Source organism: Nocardia sp. NPDC004340, from assembly GCF_053602575.1.
In genome coordinates, this window is sequence record NZ_JBSGDW010000001.1 from 1546440 (window position 1) to 1565759 (window position 19320).

At 68.2% G+C, this 19320-nt stretch carries 17 protein-coding genes; 8 read left to right on the forward strand and 9 right to left on the reverse strand.

The features are described 5' to 3' along the window. The first annotated feature begins 379 nt into the window (after positions 1–379). On the forward strand, positions 380–1549 hold the full coding sequence (locus ACWEOI_RS06820; RefSeq protein WP_433669140.1) for a globin domain-containing protein: 1170 nt from the start codon (positions 380–382) through the stop codon (positions 1547–1549). A 21-nt stretch (positions 1550–1570) separates the two neighbouring features. On the opposite strand, the gene ACWEOI_RS06825 is transcribed toward ACWEOI_RS06820, so the two are convergent. From ACWEOI_RS06825 to ACWEOI_RS06835, 3 genes are all read right to left on the reverse strand, one after another. Beyond that, positions 1571–2356 (reverse strand): FAD-binding oxidoreductase, encoded by a 786-nt coding sequence (locus tag ACWEOI_RS06825; protein ID WP_433669139.1) that lies wholly within the window; start codon positions 2354–2356, stop codon positions 1571–1573. A 210-nt stretch (positions 2357–2566) separates the two neighbouring features. Further along, entirely contained in the window at positions 2567–3727 is a 1161-nt protein-coding gene (locus ACWEOI_RS06830; protein ID WP_357094304.1) for a globin domain-containing protein, read from the reverse strand. A gap of 131 nt (positions 3728–3858) precedes the next feature. Then, positions 3859–4836, reverse strand: a complete 978-nt coding sequence (locus tag ACWEOI_RS06835) for an NADP-dependent oxidoreductase (RefSeq protein ID WP_452359127.1) — start codon at positions 4834–4836, stop codon at positions 3859–3861. Positions 4837–5050: 214 nt separating this feature from the next. On the opposite strand from ACWEOI_RS06835, the gene clpB reads away from it, so the two are divergent. The 7 genes from clpB (at position 5051) to ACWEOI_RS06870 (ending at position 13184) form a co-directional block, all read left to right on the forward strand. Beyond that, a complete protein-coding gene (gene clpB, locus ACWEOI_RS06840; RefSeq protein WP_433669135.1) occupies positions 5051–7606 on the forward strand; it encodes an ATP-dependent chaperone ClpB in 2556 nt (851 codons plus the stop codon). Between the two features lie 115 nt (positions 7607–7721). Beyond that, positions 7722–8600 carry a DUF5666 domain-containing protein gene (locus ACWEOI_RS06845; protein WP_433669134.1) on the forward strand — a complete coding sequence of 293 codons (879 nt, stop codon included), beginning with the start codon at positions 7722–7724 and terminating at the stop codon, positions 8598–8600. 59 nt (positions 8601–8659) lie between these two features. Beyond that, a complete protein-coding gene (locus ACWEOI_RS06850) occupies positions 8660–9769 on the forward strand; it encodes a hypothetical protein (protein WP_433669132.1) in 1110 nt (369 codons plus the stop codon). Between the two features lie 146 nt (positions 9770–9915). After that, complete coding sequence (locus ACWEOI_RS06855) at positions 9916–10731, forward strand: SDR family NAD(P)-dependent oxidoreductase (protein WP_433669131.1); 816 nt, start codon at positions 9916–9918, stop codon at positions 10729–10731. Between the two features lie 8 nt (positions 10732–10739). After that, complete coding sequence (gene pyrE, locus ACWEOI_RS06860) at positions 10740–11285, forward strand: orotate phosphoribosyltransferase (RefSeq protein ID WP_433669129.1); 546 nt, start codon at positions 10740–10742, stop codon at positions 11283–11285. Between the two features lie 154 nt (positions 11286–11439). After that, complete coding sequence (locus tag ACWEOI_RS06865; RefSeq protein WP_452359128.1) at positions 11440–12498, forward strand: beta-ketoacyl-ACP synthase 3; 1059 nt, start codon at positions 11440–11442, stop codon at positions 12496–12498. Further along, entirely contained in the window at positions 12498–13184 is a 687-nt protein-coding gene (locus ACWEOI_RS06870; RefSeq protein WP_433669126.1) for a lysoplasmalogenase, read from the forward strand. The genes ACWEOI_RS06865 and ACWEOI_RS06870 overlap by 1 nt, the downstream gene beginning before the upstream one ends. A 110-nt stretch (positions 13185–13294) precedes the next feature. On the opposite strand, the gene ACWEOI_RS06875 is transcribed toward ACWEOI_RS06870, so the two are convergent. The 6 genes from ACWEOI_RS06875 to ACWEOI_RS06900 form a co-directional block, all read right to left on the reverse strand. Next, positions 13295–13783, reverse strand: a complete 489-nt coding sequence (locus ACWEOI_RS06875) for a hypothetical protein (RefSeq protein WP_433669124.1) — start codon at positions 13781–13783, stop codon at positions 13295–13297. Between the two features lie 192 nt (positions 13784–13975). Beyond that, positions 13976–15424, reverse strand: coding sequence for a DUF1254 domain-containing protein (locus ACWEOI_RS06880; protein WP_452359129.1), 1449 nt, complete (start codon positions 15422–15424; stop codon positions 13976–13978). Positions 15425–15595: 171 nt separating this feature from the next. After that, a complete protein-coding gene (locus tag ACWEOI_RS06885) occupies positions 15596–16675 on the reverse strand; it encodes a phosphotransferase enzyme family protein (protein WP_452359130.1) in 1080 nt (359 codons plus the stop codon). After that, positions 16672–17991, reverse strand: a complete 1320-nt coding sequence (locus ACWEOI_RS06890; protein ID WP_433669119.1) for a cytosine permease — start codon at positions 17989–17991, stop codon at positions 16672–16674. The genes ACWEOI_RS06885 and ACWEOI_RS06890 overlap by 4 nt, the downstream gene beginning before the upstream one ends. A 154-nt stretch (positions 17992–18145) precedes the next feature. Further along, positions 18146–18592: a hypothetical protein gene (locus tag ACWEOI_RS06895; protein ID WP_379276880.1), complete on the reverse strand. Its 447-nt coding sequence runs from the start codon at positions 18590–18592 to the stop codon at positions 18146–18148. Positions 18593–18704: 112 nt separating this feature from the next. Then, on the reverse strand, positions 18705–19316 hold the full coding sequence (locus ACWEOI_RS06900) for a Uma2 family endonuclease (RefSeq protein WP_433669117.1): 612 nt from the start codon (positions 19314–19316) through the stop codon (positions 18705–18707). Positions 19317–19320: the final 4 nt, after the last annotated feature.

Below are 19320 nucleotides of genomic sequence, written 5' to 3' on the forward strand. Positions count from 1 at the left end.
CTGTTTATAACAAACGGACCGGTAGGTTATTGATTGCTGCCGATCGTGAGTTTTGTCCGTATGCTGCAGGGGAATTCATGGCCTGACGTAGTTGCGGCGGGATCGCTGTTTTCCTGAGTCTTGCAAAACGGATCAGCCAGAATCGACGACTGAAAACCCGTGTCGCACGGCGTTTTCCAGTTGATCAGTCGGTTTTCGACTCAGAAGACCCGCAACGTTCACGTTTCCGAGGAATATAGGGCCTGTTATTGAAACGTCCCGTTCCGTTGCTGGCTAACCTCGCTTACACTTGCTTGGCAACGGCTGCTGTCGAGTGTCCCGCAGCACTTCACTCGCCGGTCACGCCTGCGTTCGATTGCGAAATGGGGTTGTGACACAAATGGATTCGCGGACCGTCGCATTGATAAGAACAACGTTCAAGGCGGTTGCTGCGGAAGAAGGTGGCCCCGAGAAACTCGCGCGGTCGTTCTACGCCATCCTCTTCACGGAGTACCCCCACGTGCGGGACTTCTTCCCCGCCGCCCTGGACGCCCAGCGCGACCGGCTGGTGAAGGCCATCGCCTACGTGGTGGACCGGCTGGAGGAACCCGACCGGCTGCTGCCCTTCCTGGCGCAGCTCGGCCGCGACCACCGCAAGTACGGCGTAGTGGCCGATCACTATGCGGCCGTGGGGAAATCGCTCAAGAGCGCGCTCGAGGCCTACGCGGGCACCGAGATCTGGACCGACGAGGTCGGCCGCGCCTGGGACGAGGGCATCGGCATCATCGCCGGCACCATGATCAAGGCCGCCGATGGCGAGAGCACCCCTCCGGTGTGGACCGGCACCGTCATCGAGCACCGCGAAGTGCTGCGCAACCTGGCGGTCGTGCGCTTGAAGCTGGACCAGCCCATGCAGTACGCGGCCGGTCAGTACATGAGCGTGCAGATCCCCTCCCGCCCGCGCATGTGGCGCTACCTGTCCCCGGCCATTCCGGCCAATGCCGACGGCGAACTGGAATTCCACATCCGCGGCGTCACCGGCGGCTGGGTCAGCCCGGCCATCGTCGGGCACAGCCGGGTCGGCGAGCAATGGCTGATCGGATCGCCGCTGGGCGGTCTCGGCGTGCCCCGCAACACCCGCCGCAAGATGCTGATGATCGGCTGCGGCACCGGCATCGCGCCGCTGCGCGCCCAGCTCATGGCCATGACCTCGCGCCGATCCAACCCCAAGGTGGATCTGTTCGTCGGCGGCCACTACCCGTGCGACCTCTACGACCTCGAGGTGCTCAGCCAATTGGCCTGCGCCAACAAGTGGCTCACCGTGCATCCGGTCACCGAGTCCACCGAGAACCCGTGGTGGCACTTCGACAATTCCGAGGAGACCCGCGAATACCCCGGCCTGCAACCGCGGGTGGTCGGTCAGATCGGCAAGATCGTGGCCGGCCACGGCTCCTGGGAGGACCGCGACGTACAGATCGTGGGAGCCCCGTCCATGGTGCAGACCACCAAGTTCCGGCTCATGGCGGCCGGCACCTCCACCGAGAACATCCGCCACGACCCGCTGTTCTGAGACACCCGCCGTCCCGAGGGCTCAGAAGCCTTCGTAGCGAATGGCTTCCGCGGGAGCGCCGATGGCGACGAGCTGGTCGATGGTGTTACGCACCATGGCCGCGCCGCCGCACACCAGGATCTGGTGGTGGTCCAGCGGACCGAACCGCTCCGGGATGTCCGCGATGGTGCCCGGCATCATCTCCTCCGGCCGGAAACCGATGTCGACGCGGCACTGCTCGTACCAGGTGTCGACGAAATCCGGGTCGTACTCGTCCTGCACCACGGGAACCACGGTGAGCCAAGGCATTTCGCCGGTCAGCAGGTAGAGCATGTCGGAGGCGTACAGGTCGCGCGGGTAGCGCGCCCCGACGAAGAGGTGGGTGCGCGGCGGCTGTTCGCGGCGCGAGAGATCCAGCAGCAGTGCGCGCATCGGCGCCAGCCCGACCCCGTCGGCGATCATGACCACCTCGGTGGCGTCCGGCTCCACCGCCAGCCAGCCGCCGGGCGCGCTGATCCGCCATTCGTCGCCGGGATGGGAGTCGGCCACGATGGAACCGCTGCACCACCCGCCCGGCAGGGTCCGCACATGGAATTCCAGCTTGCCGTCCAGCGACGGCGGCAGCGCGCAGTACATGCGGCGCACCATGTTCGGATGCTGCGGCGTGCGCACCTCCACCGACTGTCCCGCCGCGAACGGCACGAACTCGCCGATCAACCGCACCACCGTGGTGTCCTCGCGCAACCGGTGCGCCCCCACCACCGTGGCGGTCCACTCGGTCTGCGCGTCCAGGGGAATCGCGCCGGTCTCATCGGGGCCGATCGTCACTTACAACTCCTCAATATCAATTTGCCTCCGCTCCGCTCCGGCGGGTTCGCGGCCCCTGGTCCCGATTCTTCCCTCCTCCGCTTCGCTCCCCCGCTCCAAGGTGGAGGTCTATCAAGCCGCAGTCCAGAATCGGGACGGCCGTGAACCTTTGAGCTGATCAGCGAGCGTGGGAAGCCGAGCTGGCCAGGGCGGCAAGGTATTTCGATTGTCCTACACCGGATCTGAGCTTATCGCCGACTCCGGTGCTCCCACGGCGAGCAGGGCTCGCTTGGTGTCGGCGATCATGCGGGCCGAACCGGCGATCTGGATCTGCCGATCGGCCCAGGCGCCGAAGCTGGCCACCACCGCGCCCAGGTTCCCGATCAGCCGCCGATGCATGCCGAAGGGCGGGTCGGCGGGCGGGTAGGGGTGCCACCAGGGGTTGGTCTCGTTCTCGCAGACCGGGATCACCGTGAGCCACGGATTGGACTGCGAGAGCTGCCACATGTTCTCCACGTCGTAGAGGTCACACGGGTAGCGGCCGCCCATGAACAGGTGCACGCGCGGGTTGATGCCGCGCCGTCCCATCTCGATGAGCTGGGCCCGCAGCGGGGCGATGCCGGTGCCCGCGCCGATCATGAGCACGTCCTTGCGGCGGCTCAGGTCGACGTGCAGGCCGCCGAGCGGGGCGGCGATCATCCAGCGGTCGCCGACCTGGGTCTCGTTCACGATGCCGGGGCTGACCCAGCCGGTCCGGACCTTGCGCACGTGGAATTCGATCTCGCCGTACGGGTTGGTGGGGATGGCGGGGGACAGGTAGCGCCACATCTTGGGCCGCTGCGGGATGGCGACCGGCACGTACTGCCCGGCCTGGTAGGGGATGGGGGTGTCGGTCTGCAGGCGCACGATGGCCAGATCGTCCACCACCCGCCGGTGCCCGACCACGGTCGCCTCCCAATAGGGCTGCGACTTATCGGAATTCGCTCCGATGGCCATGGACGCCGAGATCAGGATGGTGATGTCACGCCAGCCCGCCTCGAGCGGCCGCGACCAGTTCGCAACCCCGTTGTAGCTCCGGAAGGCATGCAGCAGGGCGCGCCCGGCGATGTCGTAGTGCGCCGCTTCCACCCCGTACTTGCGGTGGTCGCGGGCGAGTTGCTCCAGGAAGCGCTGGGCACGATCCCAGTCCTCCAGGTTGTCGAGGACGAACGAGATGGCCGTGACCAACCGTTTCGCCTGCATGTCCATGGCGGAGGGGAAAAGTTCCCGCAAAGCGGGGATCTCCGCGAAAAGATGACCGTAGAACGCGCTGATCAGCCGTTCCGGCCCGTTGGGGGCCTCGACGACTGTCCGAAAGTTTGCGCGGACCAGCGCTGCCGAACGCGCATCCACGACGTCGAGCTTTCCTTCCTGTCCAACTACCCCGAACCGCCTGCCAGGCGGCCCTCCGCGTCAAGTATCCCTTAAAACCCGGTGGTCGCACGGATATAGCCGGAGGTGGATCGATTTCCGTAACCCGGGGTTCAGATCACCAGCACCGTCTTGCCGCGCGCACCCGACGCGCCGATCATGGCGGGCGCGTCGGCCAGCGGCGGCAGATTGCGGATCGGCACCATCAGATCGCCGGTCGCGACCAAGCGCAGCAGTTCGCTCAATTCGGCCGTGCCGCCGCGGGATTCGAGGTTGCCGCCGATGATGCCACGCGCCTTCAGATCCGCCTCGTCGGCCGATCCGATGGTCGAGTAGGCGTGGCCGCCCGGCTTCACCAGGCTCGCGTTGTCGGCGAACACCGGCGGCGGACTGACCAGATCGAAGACCGCCTCGATACCGCCGGGATCGGTGATCCGCACCGAATCGGCGACGGACAGCCGGGCGGCCTCGGCGTGGGTGGGTGAGTCGGTGGCGGTCATGCGGCCGTAGTTCACCACCTCCATCGCGCCGAGCCGGACCATGCGGTCGGTGTCGTCGGGGCGGGCGGTCGCGATGACGTGCGCCCCGGCCATGGCCGCCAGTTGCACCAGGTAGGAGCCGACGCCGCCGGACGCGCCGACGATCAGCACCCGCTGCCCGCGCTGGACCTCGGCCGCGTGCAGCAGGTCCAGGGCGGTGATGCCCGCGGTCGGCAGCGCGGCCGCGCGCACCGCGGTGACCTCGTCGGGGAGCTTGACCAGGGTGCCGCCGTCGGCGGCCACCAGGTATTCGGCGAAGGTGCCGTGCCCGAGCGGCGGCGACAGGAACTTGCCGACCACCCGGTCGCCGATGTCGAAGTCGTCGACGCCCGCGCCCACCGCACTGACGGTGCCCGCGCCGTCGACGCCGGGAATCATCGGAAAGTCATGGGGGAGTTGGCCGTCCAGGAAGCCGTCGATGATCCGCTGGTCGACGGGGTTCACCCCGGCCGCCTCCAGATGGATCTGGATCTGTCCCGGTCCGGGCTCCGGGACCGGCATGTCGGCGGGTTCGGGGGTGCCACCGAATTCTCGGACGACGATCGCGCGCATTGCTGCTCCATTCGTTCGGGCGAACCGGGATGGATGAGCTGGTGTGATGCGTCAACGAATGGGGCCATCGTACGCGTAGCGTGTGGAGGGGCTCCTGGCCGTGAGAGAAAGGGCCTTGGTCTCTGGTGTCACCGCCGGAAATTAGTCAGACTTGAGCGGAACAGACTCAACTTCTACCGCGTTGTAGACAGCAACGACTAGTAGGAAGGTGACAGTGGACTCGTTCAATCCCACCACCAAGACCCAGGCGGCGCTGACCGCCGCGCAACAGGCGGCCTCGGTCGCCGGTAATCCGGAGATCCGTCCGGCTCACTTGCTGGTGGCGTTGCTGGATCAGACCGACGGCATCGCCGCCCCCTTGCTCAAGGCCGTCGCCGTCGATCCGGCCACGGTCCGGCGTGAGGCCCAGGAGATCGTGGATCGCCTGCCCCGCGCCACGGGGGCCACCACCACACCCAATTTCGGCCGCGAGGCCATCGCCGCGCTCACCTCGGCGCAGCACCTGGCCACCGAGCTCGGCGACGAGTACGTCTCCACCGAGCACCTCGTCTACGGCTTGGCCGCAGGCGATTCCGATGTCCAGCAGCTGCTGCTCAAGTACGGCGCGACCGCGGACGCGCTGCGTGAGGCGTTCACCGCCGTGCGCGGCAACGCCCGCGTCACCTCGCCGGATCCCGAGGGCTCCTACCAGGCGCTGGAGAAGTACTCCACCGACCTGACCGCCGCCGCCCGCGAGGGCAAGCTGGACCCGGTCATCGGGCGCGACACCGAGATTCGCCGCGTCGTGCAGGTGCTGAGCCGCCGCACCAAGAACAACCCGGTGCTGATCGGCGAGCCCGGCGTCGGCAAGACCGCCATCGTCGAGGGCCTGGCCCAGCGCATCATCGCGGGCGACGTCCCCGAATCGCTGCGCGGCAAGAAGCTGGTGTCGCTGGACCTGGGCGCGATGGTCGCGGGCGCGAAGTACCGCGGTGAGTTCGAGGAGCGGTTGAAGGCCGTGCTCGAGGAGATCAAATCCTCGGCGGGGCAGATCATCACGTTCATCGACGAGCTGCACACCATCGTGGGCGCGGGCGCGACCGGCGAATCCGCCATGGACGCCGGCAACATGATCAAGCCCATGCTGGCCCGCGGTGAACTGCGCCTGGTCGGCGCCACCACCCTCGACGAGTACCGCCAGCACATCGAGAAGGATCCGGCCCTGGAGCGCCGGTTCCAGCAGGTGCTGGTCGGCGAGCCGTCGGTGGAGGACACCGTCGGCATCCTGCGCGGGCTCAAGGAGCGCTACGAGAACCACCACCACGTGCGGATCACCGACTCCGCGCTGGTGGCGGCGGCGACCCTGTCCGACCGCTACATCACCTCCCGGTTCCTGCCGGACAAGGCGATCGACCTGGTCGACGAGTCGGCCTCGCGGCTGCGCATGGAAATCGATTCCCGCCCCGTGGAAATCGACGAGATCGAGCGCGTCGTACGACGGCTCGAGATCGAGGAAGTGGCTCTGGCCAAGGAGACCGACGACGCGTCCAAGGCGCGCCTGGAGAAGCTGCGCTCCGAACTCGCCGACGACCGCGAGAAGCTCAACCAGTTGATGACCCGCTGGCAGAACGAGAAGCAGGCCATCGACGCGGTGTCGGTGCTGAAGGAGGAGCTGGAGTCGCTCAAGGGCGAGTCCGAGCGGGCCGAGCGCGACGGCGACTACAACAAGGCCGCCGAACTCCGGTACGGGCGAATCCCCAAGCTGGAGAAGGAACTCGCCGAGGCCGAGGCCAAGGCGAAGACCGCCGCCGACGGCGACGTCATGCTCAAGGAGGAGGTCGGGCCGGACGATATCGCCGAGGTGGTGTCGTCGTGGACCGGTGTCCCCGTGGGCCGCATGATGGAGGGCGAGACCCAGAAGCTGCTGCGCATGGAGGACGAGCTGGGCCGCCGGGTCGTGGGGCAGAAGGAAGCCGTGCAAGCGGTGTCGGATGCCGTGCGCCGGGCGCGGGCCGGGGTCGCCGACCCCAACCGGCCCACCGGTTCCTTCATGTTCGTCGGCCCGACCGGCACCGGTAAGACCGAGCTGGCGAAGGCGTTGGCGGACTTCCTGTTCGACGACGAACGCGCCATGGTCCGCATCGACATGAGCGAGTACGGCGAGAAGCACTCGGTGGCCCGCCTGGTGGGCGCGCCTCCGGGGTACGTCGGCTACGACCAGGGCGGCCAGCTCACCGAGGCGGTGCGGCGACGCCCGTACACGGTGGTGCTCTTCGACGAGATCGAGAAGGCCCACCCGGACGTCTTCGACATCCTGCTGCAGGTGCTCGACGAAGGTCGGCTCACCGACAGCCAGGGCCGCACGGTCGACTTCCGCAACACCATCCTCATCCTGACCTCGAATCTGGGTGCGGGCGGCGACCGGGACACGGTCATGAACGCGGTGCGCCGCGCCTTCAAGCCGGAGTTCCTGAACCGGCTCGACGACGTGGTCATGTTCCACGCCCTCGACGAGGAACAGCTGGAGCGGATCGTCGACATCCAGCTGAACCAGCTGCAGAAGCGGCTCGCCCAGCGCCGCCTCACCCTGGACGTGTCCGACTCGGCCCGCTTCTGGCTGGCCGTGCGCGGCTACGACCCGGCCTACGGCGCGCGCCCGCTGCGCCGGCTGATCCAGCAGTCCATCGGCGACTCGCTCGCCAAGGAACTGCTGGCCGGGGAGGTGCAGGACGGCGACACGGTGAAGGTGAACGTCACCCCGGACGGTGACACCCTCATCGTCGGCCGCTGACCGGCTCGAACACCGGCCCCCGCGCGAACTTCGGCTCGCGCGGGGGCCTCGTCGTTCGAGGACCGTTCGGTCGAGTTCGCGGCTCGGTAGCCGTACTCCGCCTACCCTGGAGGCCATGACTGATCCGAGCGATCCGTGGTCGCGGCGGCCGGAACCGGGCCCCGGGGAGGGGCCCGCCGAGCAGGCCGTCCCCGGCGGCCACACCTCGGACAGCGCCGCGGCGTACGGGCCGACCGAGTCCATACCCGCTGGTCCGACCGACTATTTCGGGCAGCAGCCGGGGCCTGAGGCCACCCGGGTGTTCCCGCCCGCCGACGCCGGCTGGGGTGGGTACGACACCGGCGGCGGCTACGAGCCGACGGCTGTCTACCCGGGGCAACAGGGATACGCGCCGACGGGGGCCTACGGCGCTCCGGGCTATTCCCCCGCGCCCGGCGCACCCGGCTATCCGGGTGGTGCGGGCATGCCGCCGCCGGGCGGCTATCAGCCCGCGGGTTTCCCGCAGAATCCGGCGCCGCCCCCGCCGCCGCGCAAGACCACCATGTGGATCGCGCTGGGTCTGGCCGCGATCATCGCGGTCGCCATCGTCGGGTTGGTCGTGGGAACGCTGATGAGCAGCAACGACTCGTCCGACAGCGCCGCCGGCCCCCGTACCTCCGGTCTCGGCCTGCCCGCCTTTCCGGGCAACACCTCCTCCCTGCCGCTGCCCAGCGGCGTGCCCACGATTCCGGGCCTGGGCGATCTGGACCAGCTCGGCGCGGACATGGGCACCATCGCCTCGAACGACGGCTCGACGCTCACCATCACGGCGCTGTCCGGCAGCACGGTGACGGTGAAGACCGACGACAAGACGCAGGTAATCTCCCTGGGTAGCACCAAAGTCGCGGACCTGCCGGTGGGCGAAGTGGTGATGGTGCAGGGCGACAAGAACTCCGACGGATCCATTCAGGCGAAGTTGATCTTCAGCACGTCCCTGCCGAGCGGGACTCGATGAGCAAGAATGCTGTGGGCGTGCCGGGCATGACGCCCTCACTCTGGATAGGGTAGGCGGCGATGACGGCTATATGGTTCGGGCTGGCGGCGATCGCGCTCGTGGGTGCGATCGTGCTCCTCTATTTCGATCGGCTGCAGCGGCAGCGCACCGGGCATGTGCGACAGGTCTGGGCGAAATCCCAGGGCTACACCTATGTTTCGGTGGAGCCCGCGCTCGCCTCCACCTGGCGGCGCGGCGCGCTCGCCAAGCTGGGTTACCTGTCCGCGGTGGACGTGGTGTCGGGTAACCGCAAGGGCGAGAAGTTCGTGCTCTTCGATCTGGAGGACGCCGCCACCCTGGTCGCGGTGCGCCGTCAGATCGGCTCGGACATCGATATCGACCTGCGGTTGAAAACCGCGGCGCCGCCGAAGGATCACGATCTGGAGCTGCTCGGCGCCATCGGCGACCGGGTGGTCTTCGCGACCAATCCCGATGTCGCGCGGCACGCGGTGGATCAGCGCATGGTGGCGTTCATCGAGTCGCTGCCCGACGAGGTGCAGCAGCTGTGGTCCGAGGGCAACTGGACGCTCGGCATGCTGCCGGTCGGCGCGGTCGCCAAGGACTGGGAGACCGCCATCGACGCGGTGCTGCGGCTGTCCGGCCTGCTGCACGTGCTGCCGCCGGTCATCAATGCCGAGCGCGGTCGCGACGAACTGCCCGAACCCGGTCGCTCGCAAGCGGTTCCCGAGGACGACGGCTACGACGGCCACGACGAGTTCGGCGACTACGGTGACCAGGAGCGCGACCCGCGCGACCAGCGGCCCGCCCGCGACGACCGCCCGCGCGGCGACGACTACGACTCCCCGCTGGTCAGCGATATCGCCGGGGGCGGGGAACCGGACGGCGAGCCCGAAAGCTGGCGTCCCGCACTGAAAGTCGTGCCGGATCCGCGCAACCGCCCGCGCCGAAACTGGCCGCCCGCCCCCGAGGGCGAGCAGGACCACTACGACGCCGACGGCCCCGACCACGAAGACCGTTGGGACGACCAGGAATCCGGCGACCGGCGCGGCGAATCGGATCCGGACCGCGAGCCCGAGGAGGGCTGGCGCCGGGATCAGGGCCGCAGCGCCCCGCCCGGCGGACCCTTCCATCCGGGCTTCCGCCCCTACCAGGGACCCGCGCCGAGGTGACGCCTCGGCCGTGTCTACGCGCGGCGCGCCGCAGCCACAGGGTGTCTGCGCGAATTCGCCGCGTGTGGATCGGCCAGGGACCAGAATGAGGGCGCAGTTCAGGTCATCGCCGACCACTCCCCGATCGTGCGAGTGATGGGCCGTCGATGACCGAGAGTTCCCCTGATCAGGTGCGCCTGCCGGGCGCCCGCCGTCCGGTGGCCTTGGTCACCGGGCCGACCTCCGGTATCGGCAAGGCGTACGCCACCAGGCTCGCCGCCCTCGGCTACGACCTGGTGCTGGTGGCGCGGGATGAGGAGCGGCTGGCCGCGCTGGCCCACGACCTGCGGGTGCGGTTCGCCGCGCGCGCCGAGACGCTGCCCGCCGATCTGAGCCGGGCCGCGGATCGCGACCGGGTGGCCGCACGCCTGGCCGAGGGCGTCGAATTCCTGGTCAACAATGCCGGATTCGGCATGTCAGGGGAGTTCTGGACGCAGGACGCCGACGCTCTGCAGCACCAACTCGATGTGAACGTCACCGCTGTCGTGCAGCTCACCCGGGCGGCCCTGCCGCCCATGCTGCACGCGGCCCGGGGCACCGTGGTGAATGTGGCCAGCATGGCGGGCCTGATCCCCGGACGGGGCTCGACCTATTCGGCCTCCAAGGCGTACGTCGTATCCTTTTCCCAAGGGCTGGCCGGCGGGCTGGCCGGAACCGGAGTCCGGGTGCAGGCCTTGTGCCCGGGATTCGTCCGCACCGAATTCCATGAGCGGGCCGGCATCGAGATGGCCTCGCTACCACGACCCCTGTGGTTGAGCGTGGACGAGGTGGTGGCCGGTTCGCTGCATGATCTGGAGAAAGACCGGGTGATCAGCGTGCCCGGAATGCAGTACAAAGCGATCGTCGCGATCGCCGGGCTCATCCCACGAACCCTGGTGACCCGCCTGAACCGGGGCCTGTTCAACGCACGCGGAAGGACATAGACACAGCAATGCAGGTAACGACGACCGACCGGGACAGACTCGCGGCTCTGGTACGCGAGCTCGCCGTCGTGCACGGGCGGGTGACCCTGTCATCCGGCAAGGAAGCCGACTACTACGTGGACCTGCGCCGCGCCACCCTGCACCACGAGGCCGCCCCGCTGATCGGCAAGCTGCTGCGGGAGCTCTCGGCGGATTGGGACTTCGACGCGGTGGGCGGGCTCACCATGGGCGCCGACCCGGTGGCGGCCGCGGTCCTGCACGCGCCGGGCCGTCCGATCGACGCCTTCGTGGTGCGCAAGGCCGCCAAGACCCACGGCATGCAGCGCCAGATCGAGGGCCCCGACATCGTCGGCAAGCGGGTGCTGGTGGTCGAGGACACGACCACCACCGGCAACTCCCCGATCACCGCGGTGCGCGCACTGCGGGAGGCGGGCGCGATCGTGGTCGGCGTGGCCACCGTGGTGGACCGTGAGACCGGCGCGGACGGCATCATCGCCGCCGAGGGTCTGGAATATCGCTCGATTCTGGGCCTGAAGGACCTCGCCTTGGGGTAGGACTTATGTCCCTGGCGTCAGGGTGTGTCCTTACCGGACGGTTAACAAGACTTGGCTCTGGGCTGAAACCTTGCTCTGGGTTAGCCTGAATCCTGGTCTTACGTCCGACAACGGTGTCGACAAATGATTGTGTGAAGGGTCGTGTGAGTCACCTGTGGTGAGCATTGCAATCAACAAGGGTCCGCAGAATATTGCGATGCTCGGCATCGGTGCCTACCGGCCCCAGCGCGTCGTCAGCAACGCCGAGGTGTGCGAGGTCCTCGACTCCACTCCCGAGTGGATCTTCGAGCGGACCGGCATTCACAACCGGCGCTGGATCTCCGGCGACGAGACGCTGCGCAGCATGGCGGTCGCCGCGGGTGAGCGGGCGCTGAAGAACACCGGCATCGACCGATCCAAGATCGGCGCCCTGATCCTGGCCTCCTCCAGCTGGCTCAAGCTGACCCCGCACGGCGCGCCGACCGTGGCCTCGGACCTGGGCATGAACGGCATCCCCGCCTTCGACCTGGTCTCCGGCTGCGGCGGCTTCGGCTACGGCCTCGGCGTGGCCGCGGACATGATCCGTTCCGGCTCGGCCGAGTACATCCTGCTCATCGGCGCCGAGACGATGACCGTCGGCCTCGACCCGACCGACCGCGGCACCGCCATGATCTTCGGTGACGGCGCGGGCGCGGTCGTGATCGGTCCCGCCGAGGAGAACGGCATCTCCCCGACCGTGTGGGGCTCCGACGGCGAGAACGCCGAGGCCATCGCGCAGGACGTGGACTTCCTGGAGTTCATGAACAAGGCGCAGCGCCTGCAGGGCACCGACCCGTCGGTCGAGGCCGTGGGCCGGATGTCGCTGCACATGGAGGGCCCCAAGGTCTTCCGCTGGGCCGCCGTCACCCTGCCGCGCGCACTGTCCAGCGCGATCGAGCTGTCGGGCGTGGCCAAGGACGACATCGAGGTGTTCGTCCCGCACCAGGCCAACGCCCGCATCAACGAGCTCATGAAGAAGAACCTCGGGCTCCCCGACGATCTGCCGATGGCCAATGACATCGAGAACACCGGCAACACCTCCGCCGCCTCGATCCCGCTGGCCATCGAGGAGATGCTGGTGACCGGCAAGGCCAAGGGCGGTCAGCTGGCGCTGCTGCTCGGCTTCGGCGCGGGTCTGTCCTACGCCGGCCAGGTCGCGGTGCTGCCGCCCGCCCCGGCCGAACCCAGCTTCTGATGGCCCGCCCGTTCCGGGCCGCCTTCGTCGGCGCGGCGGCGGTGACCGTCTACGGCGCGGTCACCGGTCGCGAGAAGCTGCAGTGGTTCGCGAAGCCGTTGCTGATGCCGCTGCTGGCCGCCGACGTGGCCGTGAACGGCAAGCGCCTGGATCCCGCCGACCGCACCGTGCTGCTCGGCTCGCTGGCCGCGGCCACGGTCGGCGACGTGCTGCTCATCGAACCCGACGACGACCGCCGATTGATCGCGGGCGCTTCGTCTTTCGCGGTCATGCAGACCGGTTACTCGTGGCTGTGGTGGCGGCGCGGGGCGCGGCCCCGGCCCGCCATCGCGGGCCAGCGGCTGGCCGCCTGGCTGGGCGCGGCGACGCTCATGCGGTTCAAGGCCCCCACGGTGGCGGTGCCGCTCACCGTGTACGGCGCGACCCTGGGCACCGCGGCCACCCTGGCCTCGGATCCGGAACTCGCCCGCGACGCGAAGAACATTGCGGGCGTGAACGTTCCGAACGCCGATCCGCGCAGCCGATTGGGTCTGGGCGCGCTGCTGTTCACCGTGTCGGACGGATTGATCGTGCTGCGCCGCATTTTCGCGCGCGGTGATAAGTCGCGCCGGATCACCGAGGGCGTCATTCTCGGCACTTATGCCGCCGCGCAATATCTGCTGGCGGATCCGCGCGCGCATCGGTAGGCATATCGGTAACCGAATAGGTCACCGTATCCGTCACCCGTAATTCGATACGAAAGAACCCCATCCGGAAATCTCTGGATGGGGTTCTTCGTGTCTCCGGTGCCCGAGGATCAGGGCAGGATCTGGGGAACGGAATTCGGGGCGATCGCGCCGACGAGCAGACCGACCAGAGCGAGCTGCAGGCCGGGGCCGACCGCGCAGAGCGGGATCAGCGGAATTCCGATAATGGTGACGCCACAGATGACGGCGCCGGTCGCGGCCCCGATCACGAAGCCGAGGGCGGCGGCATTGGCCATCGGATCGTGGTTCTGGGCGTTCGGGTCGGTGGCGATGTCCTGCGGCTGCGAGATCTCGGCCGCGGCCGGGGTGACATCCGAGGTCACGGGCTGTGCGGCCTCGGGTGCGACGGGCTGCGAGACCTCGGCCGCGACCGGGACCGCCGGGGTGAACGCGGCGAGCTGCACGACCGGCGCCGCCTGCGGGGCCTCGATCGGCGCGGTGGCGGAAGCCGTTCCCGCGCTGGCGAAAGTGGCGGCCACCGCCAGCGGCAGAGCCGCGACAACTGCCTTACGACCGAAATTACGAATGGTGCGACGCATGATTATTCCTATCCTCCCGGACCCCCGATGCACGCTGAACTCAGATGGCGTGCAGAACGATTCGTGTTGCCAAAGCAACGGAACAAGTTGTATCGGATGTCGGTCCCGGAATCAAGTTTCGGTTATTCGGCGCCCATGGAAAAGCGAAAGCGCCTCGAACCGCGTTCGGTCCGAGGCGCATTCACGGATGAGTCAGTTGGCGATGGTGACCGCCGGGGGATTCCAGGTCCCGTCGATGATCTTCTCGTCGGGCCAATAGGTGCGGAGCATCAGGTTGAAGTTCCCGGACTCGGGCGCGGGCAGCCAGTTCGATTCCTTTGCCGGTTCCGGCTTTTCACGCTGGATGTAGATGTCGACCGAACCGTCGGGGTTCTTGGACAGCAGTTCACCGCGCACGGCGTAGCGGTTGATCGGGTTCTCGACGAAGAAGCCCTTCCCGTCGTACATGGTGACCGACCAGAATCCGTGCACCGGCGGAATCTGGTCGGCGGGGAAGTGCAGCACGTAGTTGTGGGCGGAGTCGAGCGGCTGGTTCTTCGCGTCGACGTGGGCTCCCGGATACAGGGCGTCCTGCGGCAGGTTCGCGCCCAGACCGGCGTACGCGATGACGGCGCGGACACCGTAATGCGTGCCGTAGTCGCCGATGTCCTTGCGTGCGGTCTTCCAGCCATTGACCGGCTGGTTGCTGATATCGGCCTCGATCTTGCTCAGTGCCGTCGAGAACGCCTGCTCCCACTGGGCACGTTCGGTGCTCGGCAGCGTGGCGAGATCCAGCTTCTTGTCCGGGCTCCATCCGATGTCGGCCAGCTGCTTCAGGATGGCCTTGTCATCCGGCCGGGTCTGGGTGTGCGACAGGGCAGAGTAGTAGAGATCCCAGTACTCCTGCGGGCTCAACTTGTGGATGTAGTCGGCGACCGGCTGTTTCGCGGGCCAGTCCGGGTGGATGTCGGTGTTCTGGGGCGGGGTGTAGGGCTTGCCGTGCGCGCTGAGCGGGACCGCGGTCAGCTTGTTCTGGATGGCGATCACGTTCGGGACGTCGTCGGCGCCGTTGACCTGGATCCGGCCGATCATCCACCCGGCGTCGGTGGGCAGCCGGTACTCGCGGACGCCCGCGGGCAGCTCGCCCTTCCAGTTCGGGCCCACGATGGCGAACTCGTAGCCCTTGCCCGCGTCGTCGATGGTCCGGGTGCCGGGGGAGGCGTCGACATTGGTCCACATGTCGAGGAGGGGGAACAGATGGTAGCGGTCGCCCATGGGCGGCACGCTGACCACGACCGGTTCGGTGGACACATCGAAGAGCATCGAGGTATAGAGGGTGTCCACGTTCGGGCGGACGACATTCTTGAAGCTCGCGTCGGGCAGGAAGGCCAGGGGTGCGAGCTGGTTCATCGGCGCCACGCCCTTGGACGGGTCCGGCGCGGGCACATTGGTTTGCTGTCGCCGCGTTACCTCCACCGACACCAGCGGGTAGGTGTAGACGTAGGCGTTCACCGCGGCCTCGTCCTTGTTCGCCGCGGGGGTGGTGGTGTCGGACGAGGTCGAGGAATTGGATGAGCAGGCTGCCGCGGTGGCGGCGACGGCCATCGTCGCGAGCAGGGCGATCGCGGTGCGCACGTGCGGGAACCTCTTCTTGCTGGCCAACGCAGACCCTCCATCGATGTGGGTATGTGGAGCTCGAGTCACCAACCAGGTCAGCTAATTTTCAGCAAGGTTGGCGAGAGCTAAGTGAACCCGATTTCGTTGGACAATGTTAGGGAAATTTTCGCCCCTGGCCGGGATGGGCACCGGTCGGCATGTACACGCGCCAGTGTTTTAGCGAATTGTTAGCAATCTGTAGTTGTGGTTCCACCAGGCGGTGTGGCCCAGGAAGTAGTCCGTGTAGGCGATCTCGGCGTTCTGCTCGTTGCCGCCGGGGACGACGGCCAGGAAGTAGTCGATCTCGGAGAGCTCGTATTCGCAGTGGACCAGGGGGAGCAGGGCGGGCAGGGCCCGTCGTTCCGCCGCGGACAGCGCGCGCACCGACTCGTATCCGCCGAGCAGGGCGCGGGCCTGATCGGCCCGCACGTTCGCCGGGCCACCCGACCGGATCGAAATCCAGTCCACCGCACAGCGTTCGATGGCGGTGGCCAGATCGTGGACGGCCGTGCTCCGGTCGCACAGGCCGAAGTCGATGACGGCGGTCACGTCGCGGTCGCGCCAGAGCAAGTTGGTGCCGTGCCAGTCATTGTGTGTCCACAGTGGTTCCAGGTCGGCCAGTAGGGGATACAGGCGCTCGTAGGCCGGAAGCTGGACGCGTGCCATATCGCCGCGCCAATCACGCCGCGCCAGGAACGCGCCCAGCGCGGGCCGCTCGACGGCCCGATGCGCCACGGCCGCAAGGGGATCGGCGGAGGAGAAGATGCCGAAACCGGCCAGGAGCGGGCGCGGCGGGCGTCGCGGCGCGTCGTAATCGGCGGCCGCCAGGTGCAACCGCGCCAGGGCGCGTCCGGCCGCGGCCGCCTCGTCGAGGGAACGGTAGGGCGACCAGGAGAAGACGCCCGCGTAGTCGTCGGAGCCGACGCCGAGTTCCTGTACCTCGTAGGCGAATTCGCCGAGGTCGAGCGTGCGCAGTACAGCGGGAACCGGAATCCCGCGCCCGCGTAGGTGATCCATGAACCGGTGTTCCTCGCCGAGCGCGGCGGCGTCCCGCAGTGTGCGGGGCAGGCGTTTGAGGATGACCTCGCGCCCGTCCGGCAGCCGGATCCGCGCGGTGGCCGAGAGCGGTCGCGGACTGCGCCATTCGATGCTCGCGTCCGCGCCGAGCACCGCTTCCACCTCGGCGGGAGTGAGTGCGGGCCAATCGGGTTCGACCAGCGGGTCGAGCCCCATGCCGTAGACCCGGCCGTCGGTCATCCCCGGCGCAGCCGCACCAGGATCGCCGTCACGGCGGCGGCCGCCAGGAACGAGTACAGCGAGGCCGAGGCCCACCAGCCCGGATGGATGCCGAGCGCGTTCTGCGCCTTGGTCCAGAAGTCGCTCCACCAGGTGATCGAACCGGGATTGAAGAGCTGGTAGACGACGAATCCGATCACCCACGGCAGCAGCATGAGCGGGCGGGTGGGGGCGTGTTCGGTGAGATCCCAGCCGGTGCGGCCGCGGCCGAAGAAGTAGTCGACGACCAGGACCGCGCACAGCGGCACGAAGACCGACCCGATCAGGTACAGGAAGTTGGCGTAATTGCCGAAGTCGCGCACGGGCAGCGCCAGCAGCGTCACGAGCGCGCCGACCAGGGTCGCCAGCAGCCGCCGATCCACCCGGGGCAGCAGGTTCTGGATCGACATGGCCGTCGAATAGATATTGGCGAAGGACTGATCCGATTCGCGCAGCACCAGCACCGCGAAGAACAGCCACCCGGCGGTGACGCCGAGGAAGGTATCGAAGATGTGGTCGGCGCTGCCCGCCTGCAGGATCGCGAGGATGCCGAGCAGATAGCACCAGACCTGCGCGACCGAGTAGCCGATCACGGTGGCTCCGGCGGCGGTGCGCGCGGACCGCGAGTGCCGGGTGTAGTCGGCGGCCAGCGGCACGAAGGAGATGGAGACCGCGAGGGTGGCGTCGACGGCGGGCCAGAACCCGCTCCAGCTGGTGTCGGTCGGCATCGGAACCGGTTGCCGCAGCAGCTGAATCGTGAAGTAGATCAGGGCGATGCCGACCGCCACCGACACGTATTTGCGCAGCGCGCGCACCGCGGACAGCGGCCACACGGCCATCACGGTGGACAGCACGCCCGCGCCGACGATGACGATCCAGTGCGGCACCCGATCGTGGGTGAGCGCGGAGACGCCGAGCGTGATGACGGTGAGCTCGTACACGCCCCAGCCGATGCACTGCACGATATTGGCGACCGTCGGCAGATACGACAGGCGCGTGCCGAACAGTCCGCGCAGCACCGCCATGGCGGGCGCGCCGGTGCGGGCGCCGATGGCGGCGGGCCCGGCCACCATGGCCGCGCCGACCACGGTGCCGAGCACGGTGGCCAGCAGGGCTCCGGTCAGCGGCAGGTTCGCGCCGGCGGGGGTGAGCACGACCGCGGCGCCGCTGAACCCGATCAGGCTGACGCCGAGATTCAGCCAGAACGCCGCCTGATCGGTGAAGCCGAGGGTGCGCGGCGGCTCGGTGTCGAGTACCAGCGGCGCTTCCCGGCGGTCCGGTGTGTCGGCGATCGTCATGGTCAGGATGCTACGGGCCGGATCGGGCGAATCCGGCAGACCGTCCTACCGAGCGCACCCGGCTCGGGCACGGTGCCACCCGTGCCGGTGGTCCGGTGAGCACCGGGTCACAGGCTCCGCGGGTCGCGGTTCGCAGGGCCCCGCGGGCCGCGGTTCACAGGCACAGCATGATGCGGTCGCGGTTGCGCGGATCGACGCGGATCGAAATCGTGCCGCCCACAGCGATTCTCGGCTTGACCACGGGTTCCACGTCGAACACGATGCTGCCGTAATAGGTTTCCGACCCCGGCACCACGAGCTCGAGGTCGAGTTCGGTGAGCTCGGTGCAGTGGTCGGTGCGCTGCAGCGGGTGCACGCCCTCGATGTTCGCCCAGCCTTCGAGCCCGTGTCGCAGCAGTTTCCGGTCCGAGCGGGTGGGGCGCTGGGCGAGCAGCATGCCGAGTCCGAGGAAGGTTCCGTACAGACCGACCAGCGTGACGACCTGGACGGGGATGGTTCCGGGCGGGGTGAGCGGGACCAGCCAGCCCAGCCAGAGGCCGAGTGCGACGAGATATGCCGCCGTCACTCCGAGCACGGTTCTGGCTATGCGCGCGTGGTCCATGACACCCTCCAGCCACGGCCTCCGGGATTCCAGGATAGTCCCGAATTTTGTCCCGTGTGACCGATCAAGCGAGGTCAGAGGGTATGCACGGCAAATCGAGAGCTGTCCGGGATCACACCGAGACGCCGGAGGGGCGTAGCGCGGTGAGCGCGTCCAGGTCCAGGGGCAGGCAGATGTCGTCGAGTTCCAGGGTCACCTGCCCGACATGCTCACCGGTCGGTATGTACCGGCCGTCCCGCAATCGAAAGGCGTACAGCCGCAACGTATCCTCGGTCTCCAACAGCCAGTAGTGCCCGATTCCGGCCGCCGCGTACTCCGCGAACTTCATCACCCGGTCCACCCGCCGCGACCCCGGCGCCACGATCTCGATGGCCGCCAGCACATCCGGCGGCCGCACCCGGGTGGCGTGCTCGGCCCCGGCCGCCCCACCGACGATCAGCACGTCCGGCACCCGCACCGTCGGCGGCGTGCCCTCGTCGATCAGCAATTCGATGCGCGCCATGGCGGCCATGCGCCGCGGCAGCGCCCGCTCGAGCTGAGCTGCCAAGCGCCACACCGCGAGTTGATGCCGCGGCGGTTGCGGCGCCACGACCAGCACGCCGTCCACCAGCTCCCGGCAGTGCCGGTTGTTCTCGGGGAGCAGCGACCACTCCGCGATGGACAGCAGGTGATTCGGCCAGTATTCAACCGATTTCAGCAATTCCGCGGAACTCGACCGAGTCATGGTT